General features: G+C 67.7%; 14 protein-coding genes and 1 pseudogene. 9 read left to right on the top strand and 6 right to left on the bottom strand.

Features of this window, described 5'->3' with window-relative positions:
• The 6 genes from VHL31_RS06485 to VHL31_RS06460 form a co-directional block, all read left to right on the top strand.
• On the top strand, window positions 1-909 hold a 909-nt coding region (locus VHL31_RS06485; RefSeq protein ID WP_329660396.1), incomplete at its 5' end, for an NAD(P)-dependent oxidoreductase.
• A 58-nt stretch (window positions 910-967) separates the two neighbouring features.
• Window positions 968-2,422 carry a sugar ABC transporter substrate-binding protein gene (locus tag VHL31_RS06480; RefSeq protein WP_329660395.1) on the top strand — a complete coding sequence of 485 codons (1,455 nt, stop codon included), beginning with the start codon at window positions 968-970 and terminating at the stop codon, window positions 2,420-2,422.
• Window positions 2,423-2,501: 79 nt separating this feature from the next.
• Window positions 2,502-3,701, top strand: a complete 1,200-nt coding sequence (locus VHL31_RS06475) for an MFS transporter (RefSeq protein WP_329660394.1) — start codon at window positions 2,502-2,504, stop codon at window positions 3,699-3,701.
• Window positions 3,698-4,582, top strand: a complete 885-nt coding sequence (locus VHL31_RS06470) for a sugar ABC transporter permease (RefSeq protein WP_329660393.1) — start codon at window positions 3,698-3,700, stop codon at window positions 4,580-4,582. The genes VHL31_RS06475 and VHL31_RS06470 overlap by 4 nt, the downstream gene beginning before the upstream one ends.
• Window positions 4,579-5,385 carry a carbohydrate ABC transporter permease gene (locus VHL31_RS06465; protein WP_329660392.1) on the top strand — a complete coding sequence of 269 codons (807 nt, stop codon included), beginning with the start codon at window positions 4,579-4,581 and terminating at the stop codon, window positions 5,383-5,385. Before VHL31_RS06470 ends, VHL31_RS06465 begins: the two co-directional genes overlap by 4 nt.
• Window positions 5,386-5,399: 14 nt before the next feature.
• Window positions 5,400-7,406 carry a hypothetical protein gene (locus VHL31_RS06460; RefSeq protein WP_329660391.1) on the top strand — a complete coding sequence of 669 codons (2,007 nt, stop codon included), beginning with the start codon at window positions 5,400-5,402 and terminating at the stop codon, window positions 7,404-7,406.
• Here VHL31_RS06460 and VHL31_RS06455 read toward each other — a convergent pair.
• Window positions 7,396-7,782, bottom strand: coding sequence for a hypothetical protein (locus VHL31_RS06455; protein ID WP_329660390.1), 387 nt, complete (start codon window positions 7,780-7,782; stop codon window positions 7,396-7,398). The genes VHL31_RS06460 and VHL31_RS06455 overlap by 11 nt on opposite strands.
• Window positions 7,783-7,972: 190 nt before the next feature.
• Here VHL31_RS06455 and VHL31_RS06450 point away from each other — a divergent pair, with 190 nt between their 5' ends.
• The 3 genes from VHL31_RS06450 to sseA all read left to right on the top strand — a co-directional run bounded on the left by VHL31_RS06450 (window position 7,973) and on the right by sseA (window position 10,451).
• Window positions 7,973-8,524, top strand: a complete 552-nt coding sequence (locus VHL31_RS06450) for a cell wall hydrolase (RefSeq protein WP_329660389.1) — start codon at window positions 7,973-7,975, stop codon at window positions 8,522-8,524.
• Window positions 8,525-8,588: 64 nt separating this feature from the next.
• Complete coding sequence (locus VHL31_RS06445) at window positions 8,589-9,596, top strand: cysteine synthase A (RefSeq protein ID WP_329660388.1); 1,008 nt, start codon at window positions 8,589-8,591, stop codon at window positions 9,594-9,596.
• Window positions 9,597-9,611: 15 nt separating this feature from the next.
• Entirely contained in the window at window positions 9,612-10,451 is an 840-nt protein-coding gene (sseA, locus tag VHL31_RS06440) for a 3-mercaptopyruvate sulfurtransferase (RefSeq protein WP_329660387.1), read from the top strand.
• A 205-nt stretch (window positions 10,452-10,656) separates the two neighbouring features.
• On the opposite strand, the gene VHL31_RS06435 is transcribed toward sseA, so the two are convergent.
• The 5 genes and pseudogenes from VHL31_RS06435 to VHL31_RS06415 form a co-directional block, all read right to left on the bottom strand.
• The gene (locus VHL31_RS06435) at window positions 10,657-11,268 is read right to left on the bottom strand and encodes a GNAT family N-acetyltransferase (protein WP_329660386.1); all 612 of its coding nucleotides are present in this window, start codon (window positions 11,266-11,268) and stop codon (window positions 10,657-10,659) included.
• Window positions 11,265-12,041 carry an MBL fold metallo-hydrolase gene (locus tag VHL31_RS06430; RefSeq protein WP_329660385.1) on the bottom strand — a complete coding sequence of 259 codons (777 nt, stop codon included), beginning with the start codon at window positions 12,039-12,041 and terminating at the stop codon, window positions 11,265-11,267. Before VHL31_RS06430 ends, VHL31_RS06435 begins: the two co-directional genes overlap by 4 nt.
• Complete coding sequence (locus VHL31_RS06425) at window positions 12,038-12,841, bottom strand: TatD family hydrolase (protein WP_329660384.1); 804 nt, start codon at window positions 12,839-12,841, stop codon at window positions 12,038-12,040. Before VHL31_RS06425 ends, VHL31_RS06430 begins: the two co-directional genes overlap by 4 nt.
• On the bottom strand, window positions 12,838-14,370 hold the full coding sequence (gene metG, locus VHL31_RS06420) for a methionine--tRNA ligase (protein ID WP_329660383.1): 1,533 nt from the start codon (window positions 14,368-14,370) through the stop codon (window positions 12,838-12,840). Before metG ends, VHL31_RS06425 begins: the two co-directional genes overlap by 4 nt.
• A 23-nt stretch (window positions 14,371-14,393) precedes the next feature.
• Window positions 14,394-15,041, bottom strand: a pseudogene (locus VHL31_RS06415) (hypothetical protein); the annotation flags it as partial.

Here is a 15,041-nt window from a genome sequence, read left to right as displayed (position 1 = left end):
GGGGTGATGCCGGCCGAGGGGCTGGAAGGCTATGACGTCCTGATCCTGCTGGTGCCGAAGTTCACTGGAGCCAGCGTGCCCAAGGACGGCAGGCTGGCAGCCGTCTGCCGGTTCGGCGTGGGCTATGACAGCGTGGACGTGCCGGCCTGCACAGCAGCCGGAATCGCGCTGGTGATCACGCCGGACGGCATCCGGCGGCCGGTCGCGGTGTCGATCGTCACCTTCGTGCTCGCACTCTCGCAGAAGCTCTACATCAAGGACAAGATGACCCGCGAGGGGCGCTGGAACGACCGCTCGGCCCATATGGGCATGGGCATCGTCGGGCGGACCTTCGGGCAGCTCGGCATCGGCAATATCGGCGCAGAAGCCATCCGGCTGCTCAAGCCCTTCGAGATGAAGCTGATCGCCCACGACCCCTATGCCAAGCCGGAGGTGGCCAAGGAGCTGGGGGTCGAGCTGGTGGGCTTCGAAGAATTGTTCCAGCGTTCGGACTATCTGTCGGTCTCGGTGCCGCTGTCCGATGCGACCTACCACATCGTCAACGAGCGGGCGCTCAAGCTGATGAAGCCCAGCGCCTATCTCATCAACACGTCGCGCGGTCCCACGGTGGACCAGAAGGCGCTCTACCAGGCGCTGGTGGACGGCACGATCGCAGGTGCAGGGCTGGACGTGTTCGAGGTGGAGCCGGTGCCGGCCGACGAGCCGATCCTTACGCTCGACAACGTGATCGTGTCGCCGCACGCCCTTTGCTGGACCGACCAGTGCTTTGCCGGAAACGGTGCGGGCGACGTGGCGGCGGCCCAGGCGATCCTGAACGGCGAGAAGCCCAAGAACGTGGTGAACCGCGAGGTCCTGCAGGATCCCCGGTTCGAGGCGAAGCTCGCCCAGGTGAAGTCGATGCTGGCGTGATTTGAGGCCGAGGGTCCGGCGGTCACGCCGGATCGCATTTGCAGGGAGGCAGAACAAAATGATGCAACGACGTCGATTCCTTGAAGCCACCGCGATGGCAGGGGCACTCGCCGCCATCGCCCGCCCATCCTTCGCCGCCACGTCCGGTGCGAAGGGGGCCGTCGAGGCCGCCAAGCAGTATGCGGGCAGCACGGTGACGATCGTCTGGGAAGCTGGGCTGCAGGCGCTCGATCCCCTGAACTTCAGCGGGCCGCAATGGGAGAATGAAACCGGGATCAAGGTGAACGTGGTGGAGGTGCCCACCGCGGAAGTATTCACCAAGATCCTGCAGGAGCACCGGGCAGGAACCGGCGCCTACGATGCGCTGAACGTCATGCCGGCCTGGATGCCCGACCTCGTGCGCGCGGGCGCGCTGGAGCCGCTCGACTCCTATGTCGAAAAGTTCGGTTACGGCGAGGAACTGCAGGACATCGCGCCGGTCTACCGCGACAACCAGATGAAGGTGGAAGGCAAGATCTACGGCCTTCCCGACGACGGCGACGTCTTCATCCTCTACTACCGCACGGACGTCCTGGGCGATCCCAAGATCCAGGAGGCGTTCAAGGCCAAGCACGGCTACGACCTGCCGATCCCGCCCAAGACCTGGAAGGAGTTCGACGAGGTTGGCGCGCTGATCACCGAGGTGACCGGCGGCAAGCCCTATGGTGCAGCCTTCATCCGTGACCCGGCGCAGGGCCAGTGGATGTTCCAGGAGCGTTTCCGCAACGAGGGCGGCGTGTTCTTCGACGCGGAGACCATGAAGGCCACGGTCAACACGCCGCCGGGCGTGAAGACCTTCACTGACTGGGTCGCTGAGAACAAGTGGATGCCGCCGGGCGTGGAGAGCTTCGGCTTCGTCGAGAACCTGGCTGCGTTCCTTCAGGGCGATACGGCGATGACCATCTCCTGGCCGCCCTACGGGCGCTGGGCGGCGGGCTATGGGACGGACGAGGCGGCGCTCAGCTGGGTGCCGAAGAGCACGATCGCCGGCAAGGTCGGCTATGCCGTCACCCCCGGCGGACATCCGGAACTGGCGGGTGGCTTCGCCCTGTCCGTGTCGGCCTCCTCGGCCAACAAGGAGGCGGCCTACCTGTTCATCCAGTGGATGAACTCGCGCGAGATCTCGCTGGAGCGCGTGCAGCTTCCCTACGCGCTGCGCGATCCGTTCCGGGAAGGCCACTTCACCGACGAGACCTACAAGAGCCGCTGGCCCGAGGCGCCGCAATATCTGGCGGCCCTGCAGGAGGCGGCCAACACCGGCATCCTCGACCTGTCGATCCTGCAGACCGACAAGTACGAGGAGGCGATCCGCCAGGGCATCTCGCGCCTGTGGTCGGGTGAAGATCCCAAGGCAATCCTGGACGACGTGGCGGCGCAGTGGGACACGATCACCGAGCGGATCGGGGTCGACAAGCAGAAGGCCGCCTACGCCGACTGGGCGTCCAAGCCCAACGCCTACCCGCCAAAGGCCTGACGATGGCGCGCCGCCCGGCCCGGTCCTCGAGGCCGGGCGGCGCGCTTGCCTGTCGGTCGCGCCTCTTTCGGAACGCTTCATGTCGCAGCCCCTGGCGAGCCTCGCGGCCCTGTCGCTCGCCTATATCCTCAGCCAGTTCTTCCGGACGTCGCTTGCGGTCATCGCGCCGGAGATTTCGCGCGACCTGGCGCTGACGCCCCAGGACCTCGGCTTTTTGTCCAGCGTGTGGTTCATCGCGTTCGCGGTGATGCAGATCCCGGTCGGGATCGCGCTCGACAAGTACGGAATCCGGCGTCTGGTGGCGCCGATGGTGCTGGTCGCCGCCGCCGGCGCGCTCCTGCTGGCGGTCGCACCGAACCTGCAGGTCGGCATCCTCGCCCAGGTGGTGATCGGGATCGGCTGCGCTCCGGTCTACATGGGCACGCTGGTCCTGCTCACGCGCTGGTACGACCCGGCGCGCTTTGCCAGCCTGGCCTCGCTGGTCCTGGCACTCGGCAGCCTCGGCAACCTGATGGGCACGGCACCCCTGGCGTGGCTCTCCGGCCTGCTCGGCTGGCGCCTGGCCCTGGTGATCGTCGCGGCGATCGTGGCGCTGGCGGCCGTCCTGGTCTGGCTCTACGTCCAGGACACGCGCGACGGCAGTCCCGCTCCGGCCTCGGGCGAGCATCCGCTCCGCGCGCTGATCGGCACGTTCAAGGTGGCGCGCAACGGCGATCTCTGGCCGCTCATGCCGATGGCGCTGATCGGCTACGGCGTCATGGTGACGATGCGCGGCCTGTGGGGCGGTCCCTATCTGGCCGAACTGTTCGGGCTGGACGCGATCGAGCGCGGCAACGTGCTGTTCCTGATGTCGCTCGGCATGGTCGCCGGGCCCCTGCTCTATGCGAGCGTGGAGCGGCGCACGGACCGGCGCAAGCTGCCGGTGCTGGCCGGGTCCTGCGTGACGCTGCTGGCCCTCGCCACGCTGACGGTGACCGAGAACCTGGCCACGGCGAGCGTGGCGCTCGTGCTGATCGGCTGCTTTGGCAGCGTGTTCAACATGGTCATGGCGCAGGGCCGGCGGTTCTTCGCGCCGCACGAAATGGGCCGCGGCCTCACCCTGCTCAACGGCGCCTGCTTCGGCGGTGCCGCCCTGCTCCAGGTCCTGACCGGACAGGTCGCTGCCACCGCAGCGCCGCCGGTCTGGACCGCCGTCTTCCTGACGCTGGGCGGGCTGCTCGCGGTCGCCATGGTCTTTCTCGCCTTCAGTCGCGACCGCCGGCTCGCGGAGCTTCGATGACCCACGCACCCGTCCACCGCCACGACCGCCATTTCGGCTATGCGATGATCGCGCCCGCCGTGCTCGTGATCCTTCTCATCGCGCTGTTCCCGCTCGTCTGGATGCTGCTGGTCAGCGTGCAGAACATTTCGATGATCGACGAGGATACGAGCTTTCATGGGCTGATGAACTATCAGCGGCTCCTGACCGACCTGCGCTTTTGGGAAGCCATCGGCCATACGCTGATGTTCACCGCAATCGCCCTGCCGCTGGAACTCATCCTGGGCCTGCTGCTGGCGCTCCTGTTCCTAGAGAACCTGCCGGGGCGGCCGATCTTCGTGGCGCTGCTGGTCATGCCGACGGTGATCTCGCCGATCGTGGCCGGTGCTGCCTGGCGGCTCCTGTTCGACAACCGGTTCGGCCCGATCAACCAGGTGGTCTCCTGGTTCGCGGGCAAGCCCGTGACGATCCTGTGGCTGAACGATCCGAACTTCGTCTATGCCGCCATCCTGATCGCCGAGATCTGGCAGTGGACGCCGTTCATGTTCCTGTTGCTGTTCGCCTCCCTGACCAATGTGGACCCCTCGCTCGGCGAGGCCGCCCGGATCGACGGGGCCGGCTTCTGGCGGACGCTCTGGTCGATCACCCTGCCGGTGATCCGGCCGGTCATCGTGATCGCCCTGCTGATCCGCGGCCTGGACCTGTTCCGGATCTTCGACGTGATCTGGGCGCTGACCCGGGGCGGCCCAGGTACCCGGACCGAGACGATCTCGATCTATGCCTATGTCCAGGGCTTCCAGCAGTTCGAGACCAGCTACACGGCGGCCATGGCGTTCGTGATCATCGTGATCCTGAGCATCATCGTGATGACGGCGCTCAAGCGCGTGGAGATCGCAAGGTGAAGACGACGCTGCGCTTTCTCGCCGCCCTGCTGGTCACGGCGCTGTTCCTGTTCCCGATCTACTGGCTGTTCACGATCTCCTTCAAGACGCCGGACGAGATCTTCGCCTCGCCGCCGGTCTGGTGGCCAGCCAGCATCCAGTTCAGCAACTATACCGTCCTGTTCCGCGACGGCGACGTGCGGACGATCTGGAACAGCCTGGTGGTAGCCTCGGTCTCGACCTTCGCCGCCATGCTGATCGGCACGATGTGCGCCTATGCAATCGCGCGCTTTCGCACCGGCGGCGACCATTTCTCGATCTGGGTCCTCTCCCAGCGCATGGTGCCGCCGATCGTGGTCGTGTTCCCGATCTTCCTGCTCTACGTGAAGCTGGGGCTGGTCGACACCTATCTGGGCCTGATCATCCTCTATACCGCCTTCAACCTGCCCTACGTGGTCTGGATGATGCGCGGCTACCTCCAGGAGATCCCGCGGGAGATCGAGGAGTCGGCGCTGGTGGATGGCTGCTCGCGCCTGCAGGTGTTCACGAAGATCGTGCTGCCGCTGGCGCGTACCGGCCTGTTCGCGACTGCCGTGTTCACCTTCGTGTTCGCCTGGAACGAGTTCCTGTTCGCCCTGGTGCTCACCCGCAACGCCGTCACGACGTTCCCTGTCCAGGTGACCCATTATTTCGGCGGGCAGTCGAACTTCTGGGCGAAGATCTCGGCGATGAGCGTGATGGGCAGCCTGCCGATCTTCATCGCGGTCGCCTTCTTGCAGCGCTACCTCGTGCGCGGCATCTCGCTCGGTGCCGTCAAGGGTTGAACGGGAGAAGAACCATGAGCAGCACCGCCAGCCGCGCCATCGCCCTGTTCGGCACGGACGAGCCCGTCCAGGATCCGGTCATCCTGCGGGCCGGCCCGTTGAGCTGCGCCCTTGACGGCGGCAATCTGCGTCACATCACGCTTGGCGGCCGCGAGGCGATCCGGGCGATCTCGATGATCACCCGGGACCGGAACTGGGGCACGTTCAACCCCGCGATCGAGGATCTGGCCGTCGACCAGCGGGCCGACGGCTTCTCGGTCAGCTACCGGGCGACCTGCAGCGGCCAGGACCAGACGCTGGTCTACGAGGCGGAGATCACCGGCGATGCTGGCGGCACGCTGTCGTTCGCCGTCAGGGGCGAAGCGCTCACCGACTTCGTCACCAACCGGGCGGGCTTCGTCGTCCTGCACGGCGTGGAGGGGATCGCGGGACGGCCGGTGACGGTCGAGCATGTGGATGGAACGACAGCCGAGAGCCGCTTTCCCGACATCATCGATCCCGTGCAGCCGTTCAAGGACATCCGTTCGCTGACCCACGAGGTCTTCCCCGGCGTGCGCGTCACCTGCCGCATGGAGGGCGATGCGTATGAAATGGAGGACCAGCGCAACTGGATGGACGCCTCCTACAAGACCTATATCCGGCCGCTGGCCCTGCCCTGGCCCTACACGCTGTCGAAGGGGGAGAGGCTCGACCTGAAGGTCACGCTCGCCGTGAACGGCAGCCTGCCGGCCGTGGGCGCCGGTGGGGCGGGCGAGCCTGTCCAGGTCGAACTGGGCGACCGGGTCGTGGGACGCATGCCGAAGCTGGCGCTCGTGGTGCCCGCCCATCTGGCGCCGCTGGCCCTGGACCATGCCGACCTGCTGCGGACAGCACCGTTCCGCGTCCACTGCTTCTCGCTCCTGGACGGGGTCACGACCGCCTCGCTCGATACGACGGTCCGCCAGCTGGAAGCCTTCGGCGCGCTGGGCGGTGCCGGGGAGCGGCTGCTGGAGGCGGTGCTGCCCTGCCGCGACAGCGACGGGATCCCGACCGACGATCTGCGCGTGCTGGAACGCGACATCGACCTACTCGCGACGGCAGTGCGGCGGTCTGGTGTCGCCTTCCAGCGGATCGCGCTCTCGCCGGCTGCCGACCTGAAGTCGACCCCGCCCGGCAGCGTCTGGCCGAAGGCGCCGTCGTTCGAGGCGTTGGCGGAGAAGGCCCGGCAGGCCTTCCCGGGCATTGCCATCGGCGGCGGGTTCTTCGGCAGCTTCACCGAGCTCAACCGCAAGCGGCCGCCGGGCGGCCTGTTCGACTTCCTGGGCCACGCGATCTTCCCGACCGTCCATGCCGGGGACGACGTCTCGGTGACGGAGGGCCTGGAGGCCCTGCCCTCGATCATCCGCTCCACGCAGGCGATCATCGGCCAAGTGCCGTACGTCCTGTACCCGACCGCGATCTCGATGCGGCACAACCCCTACGGGCAGGCGCCCCTGGAGAACCCGCAGCAGACGCGGCTTGCCATGGCGCGGGTCGATCCACGCGACCGGGCTATCCTCGGGGCGGCCTGGTATGCCGGGCTGATCGCGATCGCAGCGCCGCACGGGCTCGACACGCTTTGCCTGGGAGCCGCCGTCGGACCGTCCGGCATCGTCGCGACGCGCCAGCCCCACGGGCAACCTTGGGTGGAGGAACGGCGGGCACAGGTGCTGCCCTCATGGCATGTGCTGACCGGGCACGCAGCACTGGCAAGTCAGGACTTGGTCGAGGTGCGCAGCAGCAGCATGCAGGACGTGCAGGCGCTGGCGGTACGCTCCGGCCGGACGACTGTGCTGTGGCTCACCAACCTGACCGGCCGCCGCCAGCAGGTACGGATCGCCGGCCAGCCGGTTGCGGGCCAGCGTTCATGGACGCTCGAGGCAGCCACGTTCGAGGCGGCCTGCGTGGAACCGCATGCCGCCGCGCTGCCGGCCCATGCCGTGGCAGGGGAAGTGGTGGAACTCGATGCCTATGCGGTGACGAGGATCGACATCACGGCTTGAAGCGGGCGGCGTTCGCCACCGCACGGCGCCGGAACGGCGTCTGCATGCTGGCGGACGTCCTGGTCACGACCCTGTTCAGGTCGGCCACCAGGCGCCGGTCGGCCTGGACCATGGCATCGTGGCCGAAGCTGAAGGCGCGCGCCAACCACCAGCGCTGCCAGGCCGCTCCCCATGCCGGCAGGGCTGCGAATCCCTTGGCGGCCGACTCGCTCATGGCGCTCACCTTCTCGGTGACCATGCGCAGGGTTTCAGGATCGCCGGCGATGGCGGCGGGATCGGCCGCCATGCGTGCCACCCGCGCATTGATGGTCGCCGCCGAAGCCGTCATCAGCTTCGAGAGGTTGGTCGAGGCGCGCAGGGGGTCGGTCATCATCATCCAGGCAATATCGGAACTACCCATCAAGTAGCACACTCGACCAGCGGAACGAGACTTGGCGACCACATGTTGGTGCAGGTGTGTCATGCAGCCCCGAGATGACGATCAATGAACGTCGCCTCGGCTGCCTGGCAGTCCAGGCCGAACTCACCAAGTACTTGGTGATCGACCTTGCGGGGGGAGGACCGTCTTGAGGTTCCACATTGCGCTGGCTGCTGCCGCCATCGGCATGACTGCCATCGGCTTCGTGGCGGCGACCGGGGGGCAGGTGCAGGCACCACCGGCTGCGGCGGCGGCCGTTCCACCAGGCACGGTGCCGCCCCCGCCCACGTTGAAGTCGGAATATTTCCTGGCGCTGACCATGTATCACGAGGCCCGCGGCAAGAGCCCGGATGCGATGCGGGCGGTCGGCTGGGTCGTGCTCAACCGGGCGCACAGCGAGGGATTTCCCGACGGCATCCACGACGTGGTCGTGCAGCCTACCCGCGGCGGCAAGTGCCAGTTCGGCTGGGCATGCGGCGACCTGAATGCGGCAAAGAGCGAGCCGGCCGCCTGGAATCAAGCGGAGGCTGTGGCCGAGGAACTGCTGTTCCAGGGTGGGCGCGACCCGACGAAGGGGGCGGTGTGGTTCTGGGAGTCCTGGCGGCCACGGCCGGCCTGGCTCGCCCGCAATGCACGCGAAACGCTCGAGCTCGGCGGCCACAGCTTCTTCGCGCCGGCCAAGCCCAGCCGCGGTGCCTAGCTTGCCGCAGCGTCCGAGCGAACATAGCTTCGCCGGACGTTCTTTGCGGGATTGAACAGGACCAATGACGGGCATCCGCTCCGGCTTCACCGATTTGATCGGCAACACGCCGCTTGTGCGCCTCAAGCTCGCCTCCGAACGCACCGGCTGCGAGATCCTCGGCAAGTGCGAGTTCATGAACCCGGGGGGCTCGGTCAAGGACCGGGCGGCGCTGGCCATCATCGAGGACGCGGAAGCAAAGGGCCTGATCCGCCAGGGCGGCATCATCGTCGAGGGTACGGCCGGCAATACCGGGATCGGCCTCGCGCATGTCGCCTCGGCGCGCGGCTACAAGACGGTGATCGTCATCCCGGAGACGCAGAGCCGGGAAAAGATGGACGCGCTGCGGCTGGCCGGTGCCGAGCTCCGCCCCGTGCCGGCCGTCCCCTACAAGGACCCGAACAACTATGTGAAGCTGTCGGGCCGGCTCGCCGAGGAGCTGGCCGCCAGCCATCCGCAAGGGGCCCTCTGGGCCAACCAGTTCGACAACATCGCCAACCGCCGCGGCCACTACCAGACGACCGGCCCTGAGGTCTGGCGCCAGACGGAGGGACGCGTCGACGCGTTCACCTGCGCCGTCGGCACTGGCGGGACGCTGGCGGGCGTGGCCGACTACCTGAAGGAGCAGCGGCCGGACGTGCGGATCGTGCTGGCGGACCCGATGGGGGCGGCCCTCTATGCCTGGATCAAGACCGGCGAGCTCAAGAGCAGCGGCAGCTCGATCACCGAGGGGATCGGCCAGGGCCGGGTGACACGCAACCTGGAGGATGCGCGCATCGACGATGCCGTGCAAATCACGGACGAGGAGGCGCTGCCGATCCTGTTCGAGATGGCGCAGGAGGAAGGCCTGGTCCTGGGCGGCTCGTCGGCCATCAACGTGACGGCGGCCATTCGGGTGGCCGAGCAGATGGGGCCTGGCCACACCATCGTGACGATCCTTTGCGACAGTGGTGCCCGCTACCAGTCCAAGCTCTACAATCCAGACTTCCTCCGGTCGAAGAACCTGCCCGTTCCAAGCTGGATCCCGGGCTGAGAAAGCGAGGCAGCCATGTCGTCATCCGCCCTGGTGTCGGCCGAGTGGCTGGCAGGGCATCTGCGTGACCCGAACGTCCGAGTCCTGGATGCGTCCTTCTACCTGCCGACCCAGAACCGTGATGCGCGGGCCGAGTACCTGGAACGGCACATCCCGGGTGCGATCTTCTTCGACATCGACGAGATCGCGGACAAGCGTTCCGGCCTGCCGCACATGATGCCGTCGGCCGCACAGTTCGCGGAGCAGGTCGGGCGGCTCGGCATCGGCAGCGACGACAGGATCGTGGTCTACGACGCCGAAAAGTTCCTGGCCTCGGCGCGGGCATGGTGGATGTTCCGCATGGCCGGCCATCAGGACGTGGCCGTGCTGGACGGAGGGCTGGCGGCATGGAAGGCAGCCGGGCTGCCGCTGGAGGCGGGTCCGGTCGAGGCACAGGCGCGCCAGTTCCGTGCGGGACAGGGCCTTGCCCTGCTCTTCGGTCTCGACCGGATGCGCCAGAACGTCACCGACCGCTCGGTCCAGGTCGTCGATGCCCGATCGAGCGGCCGCTTTCATGGCAGGGAGCCTGAGCCGCGGGCGGGCCTGCGGGCCGGGCACATCCCCGGGTCGCTCAACCTGCCGTTCGGCGAGCTGATCGCGGCGGACGGAAGGCTGAAGCCGGTGGATCAGCTGCGGCAGCGGATCGACCAGAGTGGCCTGGACCTGCACCGGCCGATCGTGGCGACCTGCGGATCGGGCGTGTCGGCAGCCGTCCTGGCGCTGGCGGCCCACGAGATCGGCCGGGACGACGTGGCGATCTATGACGGGTCCTGGTCCGAGTGGGGCGCCTTGCCGGACACGCCGGTCGAGACCTGACCCATTGGCTCCGGCCCGTTGCCCATGGCGCTTGGCGGACCTTGACCAGCGGCTCCAGCGGGCCCGGCCAGACATGGTGGTCCAGCCGGCTGTGCGGGTTCGGGGGTGAGGCTGGTGTGGGCCAGCTCGAACAGGCGCGGCCCCGAACGATCGGGCGGGTTGCGCCATGGCGAAGAAGAAGCCGTCGTATTGGCCGTCTAACGAATCAACCGGCTTCGATGATCGGTGCGTGCGGCCCGGCAGAGCGTGGCAGGACCCCGGTCAGCCGCGGGTCGGGATCCAGGTCCAGGGCGAAGCGGTAGGGCTTGAAACCGGAGCGCTGGTAGAAGGCCAGCGCCGCCTTGTGGTCCCAGTTGCAGGTATGGACCCAGAAGCGCCGGATGGGTGCATGGAAGGCCTGGGTGATCGCCTCCTCCATCAGCCAGCGGCCAGCACCACTGCCGATCAGCGCATCGGCTAAGCCGAAATAGGCGAGCTCGACCTCGCCGTCCTTGCGGAAGTCGAGCTCCATCAGGCCTTCCGGGCTGCCATGGTGCTCGACGACCCGGACCTCGATCTTCGGGTCGTGGATGACGGCGCGCAGCCGGTCGTCGGTCAAAAGGCGGCGGCCATACCAGACCCAGGGCTCGCCCACCTTCGTGAACAGGGCGCGATACCAGTCCAAGTCGGGCTGGTGGACATGGCGGAGGCTGACGCCATCCGGCGGCCTGCAGTGGCGGGGCGGCGGGCGCTCGGTCATCTCGAGGCAGACCACCAGCGACGGCAGCGTGCCGCGCGGCAGCAGGTAGAAGCCTTCCTCCAGCTCGAGCTCGGTCATGGCCGCTCCGTGTCGATCACCAACCCGTCATAGGCCGGGCGGACATGGGCCGGAAGCTTCCTGCACCAGCTGTCGTAGTCGACCTCGTGGTTCATGTGGGTGAGCCAGGTCCGCTCCGGTCGCACGCGCTCGATCCAGGCGAGCGTGCGGTCCAGATGGGCATGGGTCGGGTGCGGACGCTCGCGCAGGCAGTCGACGATCCACCAGCGGATGCCCGCAAGGGTTGCGAACGCCTGCTCGTCCAGCCAGTCAGCATCGGTGGAGTAGGCAAAGTTACCGATGCGGAAGCCCCAGCTGTCGGTGCGGCCATGGCGTTGGCGGAACGGGACCAGGGTCAGCGCGCCCACCTCGAACGGCCCATCGAACGGCCTTGGATCCAGCGACGGGCGCCAAAAGCCGCCGCTCGGGTGGCGATCGGGATGGAAGGCGTAGTCGAAGCGGGCGCGGATCTGCTCCAGCACGAGCGCGTCGCCATAGGCCGGCAGGACCGCGTCCATGCTGTTGTTGATGCCGCGAACGTCGTCGATTCCGTGGGTATGGTCGGCATGGGCGTGGGTGAAGACCAGCGCGTCGAGGCGGCCGACATCGGCCGCCAGGAGCTGCGTGCGCATGTCGGGACCGCAGTCGAACAGGATCGCAGTACCCTCCCGCTCGACCAGGATCGAGCTGCGCAGGCGCTTGTTCTTCGGGTCGTCCGACAGGCAGACAGGACAATGGCAGCCGATCTGCGGCACGCCCGACGACGTGCCGCAGCCAAGAACCGTGATCCTCATGCGGCCGGCATGCTCGCGTCGGCCGCCTTGATCTTGGGGAACAGCCGCTCGGCATTGGCCGTCGTGACTCGCTCCACTTCCGGCACCGTCAGCCCCAGCACCTCGGCGAGCTTGTCCGCGACATGGCGGACGAAGGCGGGCTCGTTGGTCTTCCCCCGGTGCGGGGCCGGGGCGAGATAGGGCGCGTCCGTCTCGAGGATCAGGGCATCCAGCGGCATCCGCCGGATCGTGGCGCGGATATCCTCGCTTTTCGGGAAGGTGGCGATGCCGCCGATGCCGAGATGGAGGCCCATGGTCACCGCGCGCTCGGCCAGCCGTGCCGAGGAGGAGTAGCAGTGGACGACGCCGGAAAAGCGCTTCTCGGCCATGGCCGCTTCGAGCAGATCCATCGTGTCGTCGTCGGCATCGCGCGTATGGACGACCAGCGGCAGGCCGCTTTCCTGGCAGGCATGGACATGGGTGCGGAAGGACACGCGCTGCGCATCACGCGGCGCCTTGTCGTAATAGTAGTCGAACCCGGATTCGCCGATGCCGACCACGAGCGGATCGTCCGCCACGGCCAGGAGCGGGCGGATGTCGCCGATGGCCTCCCTGCCGGCCTCGTGCGGATGGATGCCGATCGTGCAGTAAACGCCCGGATTGGCCTTCGCGATCTCGTGCACGCGCTCCCAGGCGGACAGGCGGGTCCCGATCGAGATCATCCGCGTGACCCCCGCCGCACGGGCGCGCGCCAGCACGTCCGGCAGCTGGTCGGCCAGCTGCGGGAAGTCCAGGTGGCAGTGCGTGTCGACCAGGCTCATGCCGGCTCCAGCCACTTCGGGAAGACGCCCTCCGGCTTGGGAAGCGGCGTGCCTGGCACCAGTTCCGCGGCAGGATCGGTTACATCAGCGATCTGGCGATGATCCGCGGGCACCGCCAGCTGGTCCAGCACCCTGGCCGAGGAAGCCGGCATGAAGGGCTGGGTCAGGATCGCGATCCGCCGGATCGTCTCGACGAGCACCCAGAGGACCGTGTTCATCCGAGTGGAATCGGTCTTGCGCAGCGTCCAGGGTGCCTGCGTGTCGATCCAGCGGTTGGCATCGGCGATGACGGCGAAGATCGCCTCCAGCGCCTTGTGCGGCGCCTGCAGCTCCATCTCGCTGCGCACGCGGGCGACGAGACCGGCGGCGGCATCGAGCAGGGCATGGTCCGCGTCCTGCAGATCGCCTCTGGCCGGCACGGCGGCACCGGCGTTCTTCTGGATGAAGGACAGGACGCGCAGGCTCAGGTTGCCGTAGTCGTTGGCGAGGTCGGCGTTCATCCGGCGCGCCATGGCGGCGCGGCTGAAATCGCCGTCCGCCCCGAACGGCACCTCGCGCAGGAGGAAGTAGCGGGTCTGGTCCAGGCCAAAGGTCTCGATCAGCTGGAACGGGTCGATCACGTTGCCGACCGACTTCGAGATCTTCTGGCCCTCGTTGGTCCACCAGCCATGGGCGAACACGCGCCGGGGCGGCGGAATGTCGGCCGCCATCAGGAAGGCCGGCCAGTAGATCGCGTGGAAGCGCAGGATGTCCTTGCCGACGACATGGACATCGGCCGGCCAGAACGTCCGCCAGGCCTCCGTGTCGTCGGGATAGCCCAGGGCCGTGATGTAGTTGGTCAGCGCGTCCAGCCAGACATACATCACATGGTCGGGATCGTTCGGGACTGGCACGCCCCATTTGAACGTGGTCCGCGAGACGGAGAGGTCGCGCAGGTTCGACTTCACGAAGCTCACCACCTCGTTGCGGCGGGCCGGCGGCAGGATGAAGTCGGGGTTGGCGTCGTAGAAGGCCAGCAGCCGGTCCTGCCAGGCTGAGAGGCGGAAGAAGTAGGATGGTTCCTCCACCCATTCGACCGGGGCACCGGTCGGAGCCTTGCCGTCGGTGATCTCGCTCTCGTCGAAGAAGGCCTCGTCGCGGACGGAGTACCAGCCGGCATACTTGCCGAGATAGATCTCGTTCTTCTCGACCAGCACGTTCCACAGATGCTGCACGGCGCGGTAGTGGCGCTCCTCCGTCGTGCGGATGAAGTCGTCATGGGAGAAGCCCATCGCGTCTGCCAGGTGGCGGAAGCGCTGGCTGACCTCGTCGGTGAACGCCTTGGGATCCTTGCCTGCCGCCTGCGCCGCCTTCTCGACCTTCTGGCCGTGCTCGTCCGTGCCGGTCAGGAACCAGACCTGCTTGCCATCCAGCCGAGCGAAGCGCGCGAAGGCATCGCAGGCGAGCGTGGTATAGGCGTGGCCGATATGCGGGCTGTCGTTGACGTAGTAGATCGGCGTGGTGATGTAGAAACGCTCGCCCGCGCTCATGACAATCGGATCCTCGGATGAAGCTACCAGGGCTCCGGCAGGACGAGCGGCTCGCCTGCATCACCCATCAGCATGGTCGCCACCGCCAGGGCGGCAGCCTCGGCCGACAGGCTCTGCGGCTCGAAGCGCGCTGCCAGCCTCGCGAGCTTGTCCCACGCTCCCCCCCAGGCATCAAGCGGCCGCCGCGCCGCCACGGCCGATAGAGCCGCTTGCTCACGCAGATCGCTCCCGGCCGGCGGCCTGCCCGCGGCAGCCTGCAGCGCCCGGTGGAGGATCGCCTGGGGCACCTCGAAGGGCGCCTGGGCGCCTGCGGCCTGCTGGGCCGCGGCGACCCGTGCTGCCAGTTCGGAGCGCTGGCCGCTATCGGACGAGCAGGCGGCAAGGATATCGTCATAATGCCGGAGGAAGTCGATCGCGTGCAGCCAGAGGGCGCGGCCGATCGAGCCCCGGGCAAACGGGAGCAGGCGGGCACGGATGGACGGCTCCTCGTCCGGCAGGGCCCGGTCCAGCAGCAGGGCCAGCGTCGGATCCTCCAGACGCTGCAGGCGCAGCCCGACGCAGCGCGAGGCGATCGTCGGCAAGATCCGGCCGGGCACATGGTTGATCAGGATGATGACCGTGCTGGGCGGCGGCTCTTCCAGGAGCTTGAGGATCGCGTTGGCGCTCTGCGC

The sequence above is a fragment of the Geminicoccus sp. genome, assembly GCF_036263595.1.
Classification (GTDB): domain Bacteria; phylum Pseudomonadota; class Alphaproteobacteria; order Geminicoccales; family Geminicoccaceae; genus Geminicoccus.
This window is presented reverse-complemented; position numbering and strand designations above follow the sequence as displayed.